The sequence below is a fragment of the Pseudomonas sp. IT-P260 genome (genome assembly GCF_949768395.1).
Lineage (GTDB): Bacteria > Pseudomonadota > Gammaproteobacteria > Pseudomonadales > Pseudomonadaceae > Aquipseudomonas > Aquipseudomonas parakoreensis.
Genome location: NZ_CATKPO010000006.1, coordinates 85,082 through 99,549, shown reverse-complemented (window position 1 = coordinate 99,549; position 14,468 = coordinate 85,082). Strand labels below are relative to the sequence as shown.

The following is a 14,468-nucleotide window of genomic DNA, read 5'->3' as shown; positions in this document are numbered from 1 at the left end:
CTGTCGCTCTTCAGCCGTCCAGTTCTGAAAGCCTGGCGATGGTTTGGTCTGGCATGCTTGTCATCGTTTCCCCAGGCGCGATGGCTTTTCTGAAGTTTGCGGCGTGTTTTTTTGCGCCACCTATTCTGTTGCTGCAGCAAGCCCGTGCGACTTGTATCCTTGCCCGCGACAAGGACAAGCGGCTGTAGTCATCGAGTCGGTCAACCCGCCGCAGAAACGGAAACCGGATTTTCCCAAAGGTAGTGATGTGAAGCGTGATACCCGCCTGGTAGTGCTGTTGTTGTTGGTCATCGGCTGTTCCCTCGCGTCGCTGACGGTATGGAAAGTGTTGGCCTCTCGCGAGCGTGCGCTGGAGGAAGTCAACGTTCATGGCTTGAACCTGACCCAGGCGCTGGCGACTTATTCCGAGGGCATCGTGCGCCAGAGTTCGTTGCTGCTGCTCGGACTCGTCGAACGTCTGGAAACCGAAGGCAGTGGCCCCGCGCAGATCCAGCGTCTGAGCGCACTGGTCAACCGTCAGGAACCGCTGATGCCGCAGCTCAGCGGCATCACCATCTACGACAATCAGGGCCGTTGGCTGATGTCGTCCAACCGACCGATTCCGGCCGGGGCCAACAGCCGTGATCGCGCCTACTTCATCCATCATCGCGACGATCCGAGCCGCGACACCTTTATCGGTCCGCCGATCCAGAGCCGCTCCAATCAGGAGTGGGTGATCACCGTCAGCCGCCGTTTCAATGATGCCCACGGCGAATTTGCCGGGGTGGTGGCGGTGACCCTGGGAATCGAAAACTTCCTACGCCTGTTCGGCAAGATCGATGTGGGCCAGGAGGGTGCCATCGGCTTGTCCTACACCGACGGCACGTTGCTGGTGCGCTATCCCTTCCGCGAGCAGGACATGGGGCGCAACTTTTCCAAGTCGCCGATCTATGCGAAGTATCTGGTCGATCGATCTGTCGGCACCGCGTCGTTTACCTCCAGCCTGGACGGCGTCGAGCGGCTTTACGCCTTCCGCAAGAGCGACCGGCTGCCGCTGATCACCACCGTTGCTCTCGGCAAGCGCGAGGCCCTCGCGGCGTGGCGCATGGAAGCCTGGTTGTCGGCTGTGGTGGTCACAGGATTGCTGGGGCTTACCGGGCTGATCGGCTGGTGCCTGATGCTGGATATCCGCCGGCGTACCAGGGCTGAAGATCAATTGCGCGGCACACAGCAACAGTTGCTCTCCTCCAATCGCCAGCTTGAGTTGCTGGCGATGAAGGATGCCCTGACCGGCCTGGCCAACCGGCGCTGCTTCGATGAGAGCCTCGCCATGGAAGCCCGGCGCGCCCAACGTGACGGCACGACGCTGGCGTTGCTGATGATCGATATCGATTACTTCAAGCTGTTCAACGATTCATTCGGGCATGTCGCCGGCGATGCTTGTCTGCAGAAGGTCGGCAGAATCCTCGAGGGTTGCGTAAGGCGCCCGTCGGATCTGCTGGCGCGTTATGGCGGAGAAGAAATGGCGGTGATCATGCCGGACACCGACCGTGCCGGTGCAACGGTCGTCGCACAATTGATCCTTGATCGTCTGGCGCAAGCGCATATTGCGCACGCCTCCAGCCCGGTCGGGCGTGTGACCGTGAGCATCGGGATTGCGGCGGCGTCGGGGGCACAATTGGATCACGTGCCAGGTTTGATCGAGGTGGCCGATCAGGCGCTGTATAACGCCAAAACGGCGGGACGTAACCGGTCTGTATCGGCCGAGTGGTGACGGGGGCAAACAGGACGTTGTCAATCAGTGGCGTCGGGCGCCTCCCGCAGAGTCTCAGGGTGTCAGCACGATGGCGCCGTTGAAGTGCCCGCCGCGCAGACACGTCAGCGCCTGATTGGCGTCCTCCAGGGCAAAACGGGTGACGTCGCAATGCACAGGGGTGTGCTGCAATTGCGCAAAAAACGCGGTGCCGTCTTCACGGGTCAGGTTGGCCACGGAGCGTACGCTGCGTTCGCCCCACAGCAAACGATAGGGAAAGGCGGGGATATCGCTCATGTGGATGCCGGCGCAAATCACGCAGCCGCCCTTGACGGTGGCGGACAGCGCCAGTGGCACCAGCGCCCCGACGGGCGCAAAGATCAGGCTGGCGTCCAGCGCATGGGGCGGTGGCTGATCCGAAGGGCCAGCCCATTCGGCGCCCAGGGTGCGTGCATAGGCCTGGCCTTCGTGGTCATCCGCTCGGGTAAAGGCGTAGACCTGTTGCCCGCGACCGCGGGCAATCTGAATCGCCAGATGTGCCGCCGCGCCAAATCCGTACAGCCCCAGGTGTTGCGCGCCCTGAGCCATTTGCAAGGCGCGAAAGCCGATCAGGCCGGCGCACAATAACGGCGCCGCCTGAATGTCGCTCAGCGTATCCGGGATTGGAAAGCAGAAGCGCTGATCGGCGACGGTGTATTCGGCATAGCCGCCATCCAGCTGACAACCGGTGAACTGCGCCTGATCGCAGAGGTTCTCCCGACCCGAGCGGCAGAAGACGCATTCGCCGCAGGTCCAGCCCAGCCACGGCACGCCAACCCGCCGGCCAATCCATTCAACTGCCACATCGGCGCCTGCGGCGATGACTTCTCCGACGATTTCATGCCCCGGCACGCGGGGCAGAACCGCTTGTGGCAACTCGCCGTCGAACAGGTGCAGATCGGTACGACACACCCCGCAAGCCAGCACCCTGAGCAACAGTTGCTGCGCGGTGGGCGTGGGGATCGGACGTTCTTCGCATTGCAGCGGTTGCCCGGGTGAATACAGGACCATGGCACGCACGATGATTCTCCTGGCGTTGCAAGAAAGCGCTGAATTGCGCTCCCTCCTGCAGCGTCTGTTTCCCATAGAACCGGAGCACTGATGACGGCGCTTGATTTAAATCAAGTCTTGCAGGTTTCAGGCTTTCAGAATCGACGGACGAATCTCTGTTCAGCGAACCCTGGGCGGTAAACCTCATGAGCGATTTCCTCAATGCGCAACAACTGGAAGGCCTGGACGCTTACTGGCGCGCCTCCAATTACCTGGCTGTCGGGCAGATTTACCTCAAGGACAACCCGCTGCTCAAGGAGCCGTTGCGCCGGGCTCATATCAAACCGCGTTTGCTGGGGCATTGGGGCACGACGCCGGGGCTTAACCTGATCTACACCCACCTCAACCGGTTGATCAAACAGTACGACCTCAACATGCTTTTTGTGACCGGCCCCGGTCATGGCGGGCCGGCGATCGTGGCGCAGACCTATCTGGAAGGCACATATACCGAGTGTTATCCGGCGGTGGAGCGCAATGCCAACGGTCTGCTGCGCCTGTTTCGGCAGTTTTCCTGGCCGTACGGAATTTCAAGTCATGTGTCGGCACAGATTCCAGGGTCGATTCACGAGGGCGGGGAGTTGGGGTACAGCCTCGCGCATGCCTTTGGGGCCGCGTTCGATAATCCTGACCTGATTGTCGCCTGCGTGATCGGCGACGGTGAGGCGGAAACCGGCACGCTGGCGGCCAGCTGGCACTCGAACAAATTCCTCAACCCGGTGCGTGACGGGGCGGTGCTGCCGATCCTGCACCTCAATGGCTACAAAATTGCCAACCCGACGTTGCTGTCCAGAATCAGCGAGGATGAACTCTCGGCGCTGATGTACGGCTATGGCTACGATCCCTTTTTCGTTGAGGGCGACGATCCGGTGCAAGTGCATCAGGCATTGGCGCAGACACTCAACACCATCGTGCTGAAGATTCGCCAGATTCAGCTCGAAGCGCGGCAACGGCCGCCGTCCAGGGCAGTGTCACGGCCGCTCTGGCCGATGCTGGTATTACGCACGCCCAAGGGTTGGACCGGCCCCGGATTTGTCGACGGCCATCGGGTTGAAGGCACATGGCGCGCGCATCAGGTGCCACTGGCCGACTTCACCCAGCCGCTCCATTTGCAACAACTGGAAGAGTGGCTGAGCCGTTATCGTCCCGAGGAATTGTTCGATGCCCAAGGTGCCTTGATGCCGGAGATCACCGCGTTGGCGCCCACCGGACATCGGCGCATGAGTGCCAATCCCCACGCCAATGGCGGTGTGATGCTGCGTGCGCTGGACCTGCCGGGTTTTGCCGAATACGCCGTGAACGTGGTTGGGCCGGGGACATTGCGCGCCGAAGCCACCCGAGTGCTGGGAGGATTCCTGCGTGATGTGATGAAAAACAGCCTGGCCAGCCGCAACTTTCGGCTGTTTGGCCCTGACGAAACCGCCTCCAATCGCCTTGATGCGGTGTATGAGGTCAGCGCCAAGACCTGGATCGATCCGCTGGAACCTGACGACCTGAACCTGTCGGCAGACGGCCGAGTGATGGAAATTCTCAGCGAGCAGGTGTGCGAGGGCTGGCTGGAAGGCTATCTGCTGACGGGCCGGCATGGATGGCTGTCGTGCTATGAGGCGTTTATCCATATCGTCGATTCGATGGTCAATCAGCATGCCAAATGGCTGAAGACAGCCGCCGAGGTGCCGTGGCGCAAACCTGTGGCATCGCTGAACCTGCTGTTGACCTCCCACGTCTGGCGTCAGGACCACAATGGGTTCTCACACCAGGATCCGGGATTCATCGACATGCTGGCGAACAAGAAGCCGGACGTGGCGCGCATCTACTTGCCGCCCGATGCCAACTGCCTGTTATCGGTCGCCGACCACTGCCTGCGCAGCCGTAATTACATCAACGTCATCGTCGCCGGCAAGCAACCGGAATGGCAGTGGCTGAGCATCGACGCGGCACAGCAACACTGCCAGGCAGGTGGCGGCCGATGGGCGTGGGCCAGTCACGATGATCAGGACCCGGACGTCGTCATGGCTTGCGCCGGCGATGTGCCGACGCTGGAAACCCTGGCCGCCTTGACCCTGTTGCGCGACTACGTGCCGGACTTGCGCGTCAGGGTGGTCAATATCGTCGACCTGATGCTGCTGCAGCCGTCCAGTCAGCATCCTCATGGCTGGTCGGATAGCGCGTTCAATGCGCTGTTCACCGTCGACAGACCGGTGATTTTTGCCTTTCACGGGTATCCGGCGCTGATCCATCGGCTGGTCTACAAACGCGCCAATCATGCCAACTTTCACGTACGAGGTTTCAAGGAGGAGGGCGCGACTACTACGCCGTTCGACATGGCCGTGATCAACGACCTTGATCGCTACCGACTGGCGCTGGACGTGATCGAGCGGGTGCCACGCCTGCAGGATCTCGTAGACGTTGCCCGGGAGCGTTACTGGTCCGTCATGGAGCAACACAAGCTGTACCTCATCGAGCACGGCGAAGACCTTCCCGAGGTGCGCAACTGGCAATGGACACCTCGCCAGACGCCATGAGCGGCTATTTGTTCTTCCAGTATTTCTGCATTTCCAGAAACAGAAACGACGCGGTCCAGGTTATGAGGACAAGGCCGGTCAACGCTTCAAGCCCGGTCAGATACTTGAGGTGGCCGACCGGCGAAATATCGCCGAAACCGATGGTCGTGTACGTCGTGAAGGAGAAGTACACGCAATCCATCAAAGAGCCGTCGAAATTGCCGGTCAGTTGTCCCCATTCGCCCGCGCGGGACATCAGGAAATAAACCACGGCGAACGCCCAGACCTCGATGGCATGGGCCAGCAGGCTGCCCAACACCCCGACAACGATTCTGAACCGGCTCCAGATTTTCAGACGCGGCATCCAGTCATTCAGGCGCAGCAGACACTCATAGTGGATCACTACCGCGATGATCACGACCAGGCTGTTGATCAGCGTGACGGCAAGCATTGGCCTGGCTCCAGGAAGACGAGCGTGTCACGCCAGCAGCAGATGGTCTTCGACCCGGCCGACGCCGGGCACTGACCAGGCCGCGCGCTCGGCAATCTGGCGTTCGCGCCACAGGTGAACCCGGCCTTCGAGCCGCACCACATCGCCTTCGACTTTGACGTGAATGTCCTGGGCATCGACTTCGGCGTTACGTTTGAGCGCGGCCTCGATGCGTTGCTGAATATCGAAGACATCCAGCCGTGGACGCAGGGTGATGCAATTGCTCACGCCGGTCACGCCGGACAGCTTGCGTACCGAACGCTCGACGGTTTCCTTCTGATACTGCCAGTCGACTTCACCTTCCAGGGTGATGCGTCCGCTCTGCACGATGACCTTGACGTCACCTTCGGGAATGTCGCAGCTCCAGTGGATTATCTTCAGCGCCCGGGCAGCGATGGTGTCATCTGCGGTGCCGGCATTCCTGTCCAGTCGTACCTGGAGCTCTTCAGCCACTGCGCGCACGCCTTTCATGCGTTTCACCGCGCGCTCGGCACTGACCTTCTGGGCATAGCTTTTGACATGCCCGCTGAGGGTGACCACACCGTCCTCCACCGTGACGCCGATGTTGGCGGCATCGATTTCCGGCTGGAACTCGAGTTCTTCGAGAATATTTTTGCGCAGGTTCAAGTCGCTCATGACGGTGTCCTCTTTCGGATAGGTGTCGATCGGTCAAACGTGCCTGTTGTTGTTTTTCTACACCGCGGTGACGCGCGCGCATTGAGGTATATCAACAATGCCGGCCTCGCCGTCGCATTGGCTGATGGCGTCTGCAAGTCGGTGATTGTTTGACAAAGATCAGAGTGGTGACCGGATAACGCCAGATACTCGAATCATTACCTTTGCCGTCGTGAGCAATCGAGGGAACAACCATGAACAAGCGCTTGCCGATTGTGGTGCTGAGTGCGTTGTAGCTGGCAACAATCCCGAAACAGCCATGAATCGGCGTGATGGCTGAAAGTGTCGGCGTTCTCATCCACATTCAGGAGACGGCCATGCGAATCACTTTTCTGGGGGCGGCAGGCACCGTCACCGGCAGCAAATACCTGTTGGATCACCGCGACCGGCATGTGCTGGTCGACTGTGGGCTGTTTCAGGGTTACAAGCAATTGCGCCTGCACAACTGGGATCCTTTCCAGCTGCCCGTGCGGGATCTCGACGCGATCGTGCTGACTCACGCTCATCTGGATCACAGCGGCTACCTGCCGGTGCTGGTGCGCAACGGCTACCGTGGCCCGATCTATGCCACCGCAGCAACCTGTGAACTGGTGAAAATCCTGTTGCTCGACAGTGGGCGCCTGCAGGAAGAAGAAGCCGGGTTCGCCAACCGCCATGGTTTTTCCAGACATGCACCGGCGTTGCCGCTGTACACCGAACAGGACGCCGAGCAGGCATTGAAACTGTTGCAGCCGGTGGAGCTGCATCATCGGGTCGAGATTGTTCCCGGTCTGAGCATCTTGCTGCGCGGTGCCGGACACATTCTGGGTGCGGCCACGGTCGAGGTGGTTGCCGACGGTGTCACGCTGGTCTGTTCCGGCGATCTGGGGCGGCCCAACGATCCGTTGATGTTTGCCCCCGAAACCATCGAGCAAACAGATTACCTGTTAATCGAGTCGACCTATGGTGACCGCCAGCACCCTGACGACGACCCCGAGCAACAACTGACCGACGTGATCAACCGCACGGCGTTGCGCCACGGCATTACCCTGGTACCGTCATTTGCGGTCGGTCGGGCGCAACTGCTGATGTATCACTTGTATCGTCTGAAGCAGAAACATGCGATTCCGGATCTGCCGATCTACCTCAACAGCCCGATGGCGACGGATGTCACGCGTCTGTATCAGCGTTTTCGCAGTGAGCACCGGTTGTCGCTGCAAGAATGCGAGGGAATGTGCCAAGGCACGCGTTTCATACGTTCGACCCAGGAGTCGATCGATCTCGATCATCAGCGCATTCCGGCCGTGATCATCGCCGCCAGCGGCATGGCCACCGGCGGACGTGTGCTGCACCACCTCAAGGCATTGGCGCCGAATCCGGTCAACTCGCTGCTGATGCCCGGTTTCCAGGCCGGCGGCACGCGGGGCGCACAGATCGTTGCCGGTGCGCCGTCAGTGCGTATCCACGGTCAGGAGGTGCCGATCCGCGCCGAAGTGGTACCGATGCAGACCCTGTCCGCGCATGCCGATGCCGATGAAATCATCCAGTGGCTGCGCGGTTTCAAACGTGCACCGAAACACACCTACGTGGTGCATGGCGAACCCAACGCCTCGGACGTTTTGCGGCGGCGTATCAGCCTGGAACTGGGCTGGTCGGTGTCAGTGCCGGAGTACCGGGACAGCGCCGAACTGGGTGCCGCTGCCGATGTGCCTCCAGCCGAACGGCAGGAGTGACCGTTTCAAATCCGCTGGTGACGATCTTGACCGTCCCGCACGGTTCATCCGACTGGAGACCAATCATGAGCCAATATCAAAGTCTGTTGCTGGTGATCAATCCGGCTCTGCGCCGCTCTCCGGCGATCAGCCATGCGGCTGCGCTGGCCAAGGCCAGTGGGGCGACCTTGCATATCGTGGCGCTGGTCAAGTCATTGGACATTCTCTGGTTGCTTGAAGAAGGCGATCGGGAAACAGCCCGGGCGAACTATTTGCAGGATCACCGCGACTGGCTCAAATATCAGGCCGGCAACCTGCGCGACAGAGGCATTGACGTGACAGTCGAAGTCGCCTGGTCGGATGACATGAAGCAAGAGATCCTCGACCTCGTCACCGAGATGATGCCCGACCTGCTGATCAAGCAAGTGCAGCATGAGTCGTTGCTCAAACGCGCCTTCTTCACCCCGCTGGACTGGCACCTGCTGCGTCATTGCCCGGTCCCCGTCTATCTGCTGGGCGGGGCAGGCCAGGCATTGCCACGCAAGATCGTGGCAGCGGTCGACGCCTCTGCAAGCGACCCGGTCAACGACCAATTGAACAAGCGCATCATCGATCAGGCCACGGCCATGGCGATCCAGTGTGACGCCGAGTTGCATCTGTTGTACGCCTACGACATTTCGCAGGAGTACCTGGAGGAACTGGGCGAAGGCTTGACGGTTTCAGAGCTGACCAAGGAACTGCGCAGAGAGTTCGAGAGCGCGTATATCGACCTGGCCAGGCGCTATGGAGTACCCGCCGAGCGCCGGCATTTCGTGGTCGGCCACCCGGTTGCCGCACTCAGTGAGTTCGCCGATGCACAGCATGTGGATGTGATCGTCATGGGCCGGGTGCAATACCACGGGCTGGACAAGCTGCTGGGCAGCACCACCGAACATATTCTTTATCAGGTGCCGTGCAATCTGTTGGCGGTCTGACAGCGACGTCTGCCTACGACAAATGCCGTGATGGGTCTATTGCAGTGTCGACCGGTGATTAACACTGCCAACATCCAGTTGCCTGCCGGTTGGCCGTTCATTGACAAAAATCAGAGGCCGGCCGTGCTGACGCCAGATACTTCAGGGGTGCCGGATTTTTCCCGGCGCAATGACCCAAGGAGAGTCATCATGAACAAGCGTTTATCTGTGGTTCTGCTCAGCGTCCTTTTGGCGATGAGCGCCGGGTGCAGCAATAAAAAGGCGCAGGAAATGGACACGCGAATCGACGCCGCCCAGAGCACTGCAAGCGCGGCACAATCCCGTGCCGACGCGGCTTACTCCAGGGCGGATCAGGCAGCCGCTGCAGCCAGTCAGGCACAACGTACGGCCGATGAGGCCAATGAACGCGCCAGCCGGATGCTGGAAAAGGCCAGCCGCAAATAGTGAGTCCGTGCGGCCAGCGTTTGCAGCAGTTGTGCAAAGGACGGCGGTAAAAAAACCTTGCCGGTTTCCCGGCAAGGGGTATGACAGCGCGAAACTTACTCGCCCTTGATCGGTACGACTTTGTCCGCTTTCATGGCTTCAGGCTTTTTCGGCAACGAGATACTCAGCACACCTTTGCTGAAACTCGCGTCGATCTTCTCGGCGTCGACGCCTTTGGGCAGGTTGAAGACCCGCTCGAAGGAACCATAGTGACGCTCGCTCAGGTGGTAGCCCTTCCTTTTTTCTTCCTTGTCCTCTTTCTTTTCGCCCTTGATGATCAGGCTGCCGTTCGACAGTTTGATCTCGATGTTCTTGTGATCCATGCCGGGTAATTCGGCGGTGATCTCGTAGCTTTTGTCCTTTTCACTGATATCCACGGCCGGCATGCCGTGACCGATCAGTTCGCGCCGCCAGAGCGGTTCGACGTCGAACAGCCCACGACCAAAGGGTGAAAGTCCCGAACCGCGGTTGAAGTCTTCGAACAGGTGATCCACCTGCTGGCGCAGTTTTTCCAGAGGGCGCCACAAGTCTGCATTCAGCGGATGCTGAAGGGATTTGTCTTTGGTATCGGTAGTGACCGGCATTTTCTTCACGGAGTTGCTCATTTTGAATTCTCCTTTGCGAATGGACGGCGGCTCACGGACATCCGAACCGGAGCGCTCAGTGGTTGGCAGAGGTTTCGCCCTGCCACGTCAGCTTCAATGTCGGCGAGAACAGCGTGTCAGTGGTTGATAAAAGTCAATTACGGGGGGAACGGCGTTTCGCTCAGAAGCCAAATGGCAGCGTGCGGCCCAGCCCTATGCAAACGTCGGCCCGCTCTTGGGCGACGGACTGGTAGCTCCTGTCCTGGAACCAGGTTTTGCGCACCACGTCGATGTTTCCTGCGCGGTGTTGAAGGATGGAGCGCAAATCTCACACGCCAGAAATGAAACAGCCCTGAATATTCAGGGCTGATTTTTTAGTTATTCGTTAACACTTCAACCGTTCTTGCTGTAGCCGCTGCCGACGTCCGTCAGATTCGAATAAAAGATGCAGCCGATCAGCCTCGCGAACAGGCCTAACGTATCCGCCAGATCCGGGTCGTCGAATATGACCGCCCTGGAGTCCAAGGCACACAGCGCACCCCACAGTTGTCCGTCGGGAAGGAAAATGGGCGCGCCGGCGTAGCTTTCAATCAAGTATTGCTTCACCACGGGACGCGTGGAAAACCTGCCATCGCGACTGATTTGTGGCACGAACAGCACTTGAGGGTCTCTGCGAAACTCACTGCACAGCGTGGTTTCCAGCTCCAGCGTGTCACCGGTGTGGATTCCAAGCTCGATCGGATCGTACGCGGAACAGACGATCCATTCCGTGTCGGTGAATTTGGCGATCGCCGCGAAGCGCGTCCCGGTCATGCGTGTGACCAGTTGCAGAATATTGGTAGTGGCTTCAATTTCAGCGATAGAGGAACGTTCCTCTGCGCTTAGCAACGCTCTGTGAATGGTGTCACTGAGAGGCATGCAGTGTTCTCCGGTCATGATTGTTCGAGCTGGCAACGGCTAAACGCGTTTGAAACTTCGCGTTTGATCGCCGGCAAAACGGATTCGTTCACTTGAAGGGTTCTGATGGCTACCATAATGAAGGATCGTTTGCGTGTGGCTTGAGACACCGTTATCGGCGGCCTAGCCTTGATCACACATTTGTTCGATGTCGCATTGAAGGCAAGGTGAAGAAGTGGAAGGCGTAGTGTTGAGCGAGAAGATGCAGCGTGAAGCTGATCGGCTGCTGGCGCAGATTGTCCGGGCAGATTCGATGATCATTGCGGTGAAGGCGGGGGCGCGTGCGGATGGCTTCGTGCTGGGGCTGGAAACCAGTGAGGTTTTGCGTGCTGGCGATGCTGAAAAGCTGTACGTCATTTTTGAAGCGGCTTTGGTGGAGCGCCTGAAAACGCTTTCACGGTCTTGAGCGGCTTGTCAGGCTTCAACTGTATTTTGCAGTCAGGTCAGGACCGGTGAGCCAAGCACCGCTGTCTGTCGTCTGCCTGTCGGAGCTGAAGCGACTCCAATGACTTATGTTTCCCTGTACACCGGCAGACACAAGCACGACTCAATTGATGAAAGGCGCGCCACTGACTGGCCTGCGCGTGAGGGGATTGACAGATCTTCCGATCAGAAATGATTGATGCAGCCACCGGAAGTTGTGTCTGCTGCGCGGACTCACTGTGGTACGACACGCATAAAAAAGCCCGCGAGAGAGGCGGGCTTCAAGGGGCGGGCTTCAGAGGCAGTCGGACTTGCCTATCTGAAAATTGACGATCGGTGAACTGGTTGAATCTTTGTAGAGGAGGTCAATGGAAAGACCCGATTTCACGAACTGTCCCAAACCTTTTTCATTACAGAATGCAGAAGCTGCAATCGCTCTTGCATCCTTGGTGAATTCATCAGAATCGATTTCGTCTTTGGTAACTTTTGTGAGTGTGTAGGAGATACGCATGACCTCATCGCTGTAGGTCACAGAATCGACGCGAGTTGAGTCATCAGATACTTTTCCGGACTGCACACTCATGATGAGCGCGAGCCCTTTGAGTTGGCGCTCCCGCTCCTGCTTTTTCTCTTCCTGGGCAGATTTTGCGTGCCATACCTGTACCAGGATAAAGAGAAAAGTCATAGCCGAAAAAAATAGGATGATTCCGCGATTCTGTTTCAATTGAGAGTACCGTAGCAAAAGGCCATCACTCATTTGAACATGCCGATCGCGCCATCTCAAGTTGGAGAGGTTTCTCATTGACGACCCACAGATCTCGACGGTATCGATCCGCTGCGCTGACTGTCTGGGCGTTGCAGAAATCGCACTCGGGTCAGTCGGAGGGGAATGGCGCCGGACTATCCGTACGATTCGTCATGTGTCGGTGCGGTGCCTGCACGAGCGAACAACGAGTTGCATAATGCTTATCGTGCAGTTTGCTGGTCGGACGAACCGGCTATTTGGCGATTTGGGTAGGCGTATGGTTGTCTCAAACTTCAGAGCTGCAGAGAGACTGCGCTAGGTCAGTCGTGACAGGCAGGAAACGGCCAGAAGCGGACGCCCAAGGCTAACTTTTCTCAACCCAAAGCGGTCATCATCATGTTCCAGTATTATTGCGCAGATGCTCGGACTGCTCATAGGTAGGTTGATGTATGGCCAGAAGCGTTAGGCTTCAACAGAAACTTCATTCAAAGTATCTCGTTGAGGTAGCGGGAGAGGTGGTGCTTGATGACTGCCTTGTTGAAAAGCTATGGGCGTTCAACAGAGGTGACAGGTTTGAGTTGAATTCGCGCTCCTTCAGTTTTGGGCCTGTTCAAAAATACCGCTTGGAATACGTGATAACGAGAGGACCGGTTTCTGGGCATTGGCTTTACAAAGAATTTGACCCAAAGGAACTGACATTATTTTTTACGGCTAAAGACTTTGCCGGCATTTGCCATGGCTGGACCTTGTTTGACGAGTGACCACTCAGCGTTAGCTTTCTAGGAGGCAGCTTCTGGCCGATTTCAGCCTTTCGCGACCGGCTGAAACCGAACCGAAACAGTCAACTTTGATGGTTGGAGACGAGCAGAGGATTGGGGTCGGAAAAAATGCTGGTTGCCGGCATTCTACCAGCAAAAAAACCTTCGAAAACCAGCTGCATTCTTTCACGTAGATCGTAAACCTCCTTCCTTTTGAGGTTTTCAATCTTGAAACTGTCTCGACGATCTAAGTGGCAGCCGAATAACAGAAAGGTGTAACTGAATATGCGGAAAATCCGCCTAGAGAGCTCTTGGGAGGGGCTTTTGCCGATCGCGAGTTGATATAGCGCCCACTCCAGCATCCAGTAGTCATCGTGAGCCCAGATTGATTCTTCGTGTAATCGCCCTATAAACGAATAGTCGTCGTATTCCTCGCAGTCAGAAGAATTTCTAGCGATTACAGAATGAGCATCCATCGAGGTAAGTCCCTTCTCATATGTCTTGGCAGCTTCGCAGGGCAGCGAGAGTGTTCTCTAACAGCGAATAGCCTACACTACCTTCTACTATTTTCTGGCACTAAAGAAGCGTTCTCAGCGATAGCTTTTGGCCGAAACCCGCCTGTCACGAAGGGCAACCACCGACCCAACTCTGCCGGTCATAACAGGCTTCTATCGACTCATAGCTACCGGTCGCCCAAAGTGATTATCACCATCGCAGCGTTTCAATACGCCACTCCTGCGAGCCAGTTACAGCTTTTTCTCAATAGCTTCGATGGCTGCCACATACGCATCATTGCCGATCCCGACTTGGCCCCACACCTCACGTTCTTCTCCGCGTTGACGGTCATATTGTTCATCAGCATCCCAAAGCGTGAGTATTTGGTTCGGAAAGCAGTACTCGTAACGGTCGAACTCATGGGGGCCAGAATCGTCCGAGGCAGCCATCAGTGAGAACAACTCAGCCGCAGAGATAGCAAAAACATCAACCCCTTTAAACGTGAAGTTGAGTTGAGAGCTCCAGGAAACGCCTATGAACTGGACTTCATCGCTAGGGCCGTACTCAAGCTGGATTGAAGATTCGCAGAAATAATCGACGCGGCCATTGGAGCACTCCAGCTGGAATCCACTCACAGACATTGCTTCCCTTGCTGCGGTACGTGAAGCGCCAAGCCGTGCGGGGCCGATTGCTTCCAGCGGCAAAATCTCAAAAACAGGCATTCACAAATGCTTCCTGAAAATGAACAACCTAATCATTAACCTGGTGCGATTTCAACATGTTAAAGCGTCGTTCCCAAAGACCGCTTCTGGCCGATAGCTGTCACTCCTGACCCTCCACATTCGGCCAGAATCCGACATCGCCGGCGCAA

At 57.7% G+C, this 14,468-nt stretch carries 15 protein-coding genes; 7 read left to right on the top strand and 8 right to left on the bottom strand.

Annotated elements, in window-relative coordinates; genetic code table 11:
- The first annotated feature begins 247 nt into the window (after positions 1-247).
- Positions 248-1,753, top strand: coding sequence for a diguanylate cyclase (locus tag ACM6HV_RS04905; protein WP_414903662.1), 1,506 nt, complete (start codon positions 248-250; stop codon positions 1,751-1,753).
- A gap of 54 nt (positions 1,754-1,807) precedes the next feature.
- On the opposite strand, the gene ACM6HV_RS04900 is transcribed toward ACM6HV_RS04905, so the two are convergent.
- Positions 1,808-2,791, bottom strand: coding sequence for a zinc-dependent alcohol dehydrogenase family protein (locus tag ACM6HV_RS04900; RefSeq protein WP_414903661.1), 984 nt, complete (start codon positions 2,789-2,791; stop codon positions 1,808-1,810).
- A gap of 176 nt (positions 2,792-2,967) precedes the next feature.
- On the opposite strand from ACM6HV_RS04900, the gene ACM6HV_RS04895 reads away from it, so the two are divergent.
- Positions 2,968-5,343, top strand: coding sequence for a phosphoketolase (locus tag ACM6HV_RS04895; protein WP_414903660.1), 2,376 nt, complete (start codon positions 2,968-2,970; stop codon positions 5,341-5,343).
- A 4-nt stretch (positions 5,344-5,347) separates the two neighbouring features.
- On the opposite strand, the gene ACM6HV_RS04890 is transcribed toward ACM6HV_RS04895, so the two are convergent.
- Both ACM6HV_RS04890 and ACM6HV_RS04885 read right to left on the bottom strand, forming a co-directional pair.
- On the bottom strand, positions 5,348-5,773 hold the full coding sequence (locus ACM6HV_RS04890) for a potassium channel family protein (RefSeq protein WP_108182555.1): 426 nt from the start codon (positions 5,771-5,773) through the stop codon (positions 5,348-5,350).
- Between the two features lie 27 nt (positions 5,774-5,800).
- Entirely contained in the window at positions 5,801-6,448 is a 648-nt protein-coding gene (locus ACM6HV_RS04885; protein ID WP_108182556.1) for a BON domain-containing protein, read from the bottom strand.
- A 356-nt stretch (positions 6,449-6,804) separates the two neighbouring features.
- Here ACM6HV_RS04885 and ACM6HV_RS04880 point away from each other — a divergent pair, with 356 nt between their 5' ends.
- The 3 genes from ACM6HV_RS04880 (at position 6,805) to ACM6HV_RS04870 (ending at position 9,596) form a co-directional block, all read left to right on the top strand.
- The gene (locus ACM6HV_RS04880; RefSeq protein WP_414903659.1) at positions 6,805-8,199 is read left to right on the top strand and encodes an MBL fold metallo-hydrolase RNA specificity domain-containing protein; all 1,395 of its coding nucleotides are present in this window, start codon (positions 6,805-6,807) and stop codon (positions 8,197-8,199) included.
- A 65-nt stretch (positions 8,200-8,264) separates the two neighbouring features.
- On the top strand, positions 8,265-9,152 hold the full coding sequence (locus tag ACM6HV_RS04875; RefSeq protein ID WP_414903658.1) for a universal stress protein: 888 nt from the start codon (positions 8,265-8,267) through the stop codon (positions 9,150-9,152).
- A 189-nt stretch (positions 9,153-9,341) separates the two neighbouring features.
- A complete protein-coding gene (locus ACM6HV_RS04870; RefSeq protein ID WP_239777329.1) occupies positions 9,342-9,596 on the top strand; it encodes an Lpp/OprI family alanine-zipper lipoprotein in 255 nt (84 codons plus the stop codon).
- 95 nt (positions 9,597-9,691) lie between these two features.
- Here ACM6HV_RS04870 and ACM6HV_RS04865 read toward each other — a convergent pair whose 3' ends face one another.
- Entirely contained in the window at positions 9,692-10,240 is a 549-nt protein-coding gene (locus ACM6HV_RS04865) for an Hsp20/alpha crystallin family protein (protein ID WP_145593479.1), read from the bottom strand.
- Positions 10,241-10,612: 372 nt separating this feature from the next.
- Positions 10,613-11,137 carry a GAF domain-containing protein gene (locus ACM6HV_RS04860; protein WP_047294079.1) on the bottom strand — a complete coding sequence of 175 codons (525 nt, stop codon included), beginning with the start codon at positions 11,135-11,137 and terminating at the stop codon, positions 10,613-10,615.
- A 214-nt stretch (positions 11,138-11,351) separates the two neighbouring features.
- Between ACM6HV_RS04860 and ACM6HV_RS04855 the strand changes: the two genes are divergently transcribed.
- Complete coding sequence (locus ACM6HV_RS04855) at positions 11,352-11,582, top strand: hypothetical protein (protein WP_027613841.1); 231 nt, start codon at positions 11,352-11,354, stop codon at positions 11,580-11,582.
- 312 nt (positions 11,583-11,894) lie between these two features.
- On the opposite strand, the gene ACM6HV_RS04850 is transcribed toward ACM6HV_RS04855, so the two are convergent.
- Entirely contained in the window at positions 11,895-12,323 is a 429-nt protein-coding gene (locus tag ACM6HV_RS04850) for a hypothetical protein (protein ID WP_414903657.1), read from the bottom strand.
- Between the two features lie 470 nt (positions 12,324-12,793).
- On the opposite strand from ACM6HV_RS04850, the gene ACM6HV_RS04845 reads away from it, so the two are divergent.
- Entirely contained in the window at positions 12,794-13,105 is a 312-nt protein-coding gene (locus tag ACM6HV_RS04845) for a hypothetical protein (RefSeq protein ID WP_414903656.1), read from the top strand.
- Positions 13,106-13,185: 80 nt separating this feature from the next.
- On the opposite strand, the gene ACM6HV_RS04840 is transcribed toward ACM6HV_RS04845, so the two are convergent.
- Both ACM6HV_RS04840 and ACM6HV_RS04835 read right to left on the bottom strand, forming a co-directional pair.
- Positions 13,186-13,578 carry an Imm41 family immunity protein gene (locus ACM6HV_RS04840; protein WP_145593480.1) on the bottom strand — a complete coding sequence of 131 codons (393 nt, stop codon included), beginning with the start codon at positions 13,576-13,578 and terminating at the stop codon, positions 13,186-13,188.
- 270 nt (positions 13,579-13,848) lie between these two features.
- Positions 13,849-14,319, bottom strand: a complete 471-nt coding sequence (locus ACM6HV_RS04835) for a hypothetical protein (protein WP_085654133.1) — start codon at positions 14,317-14,319, stop codon at positions 13,849-13,851.
- Positions 14,320-14,468: the final 149 nt, after the last annotated feature.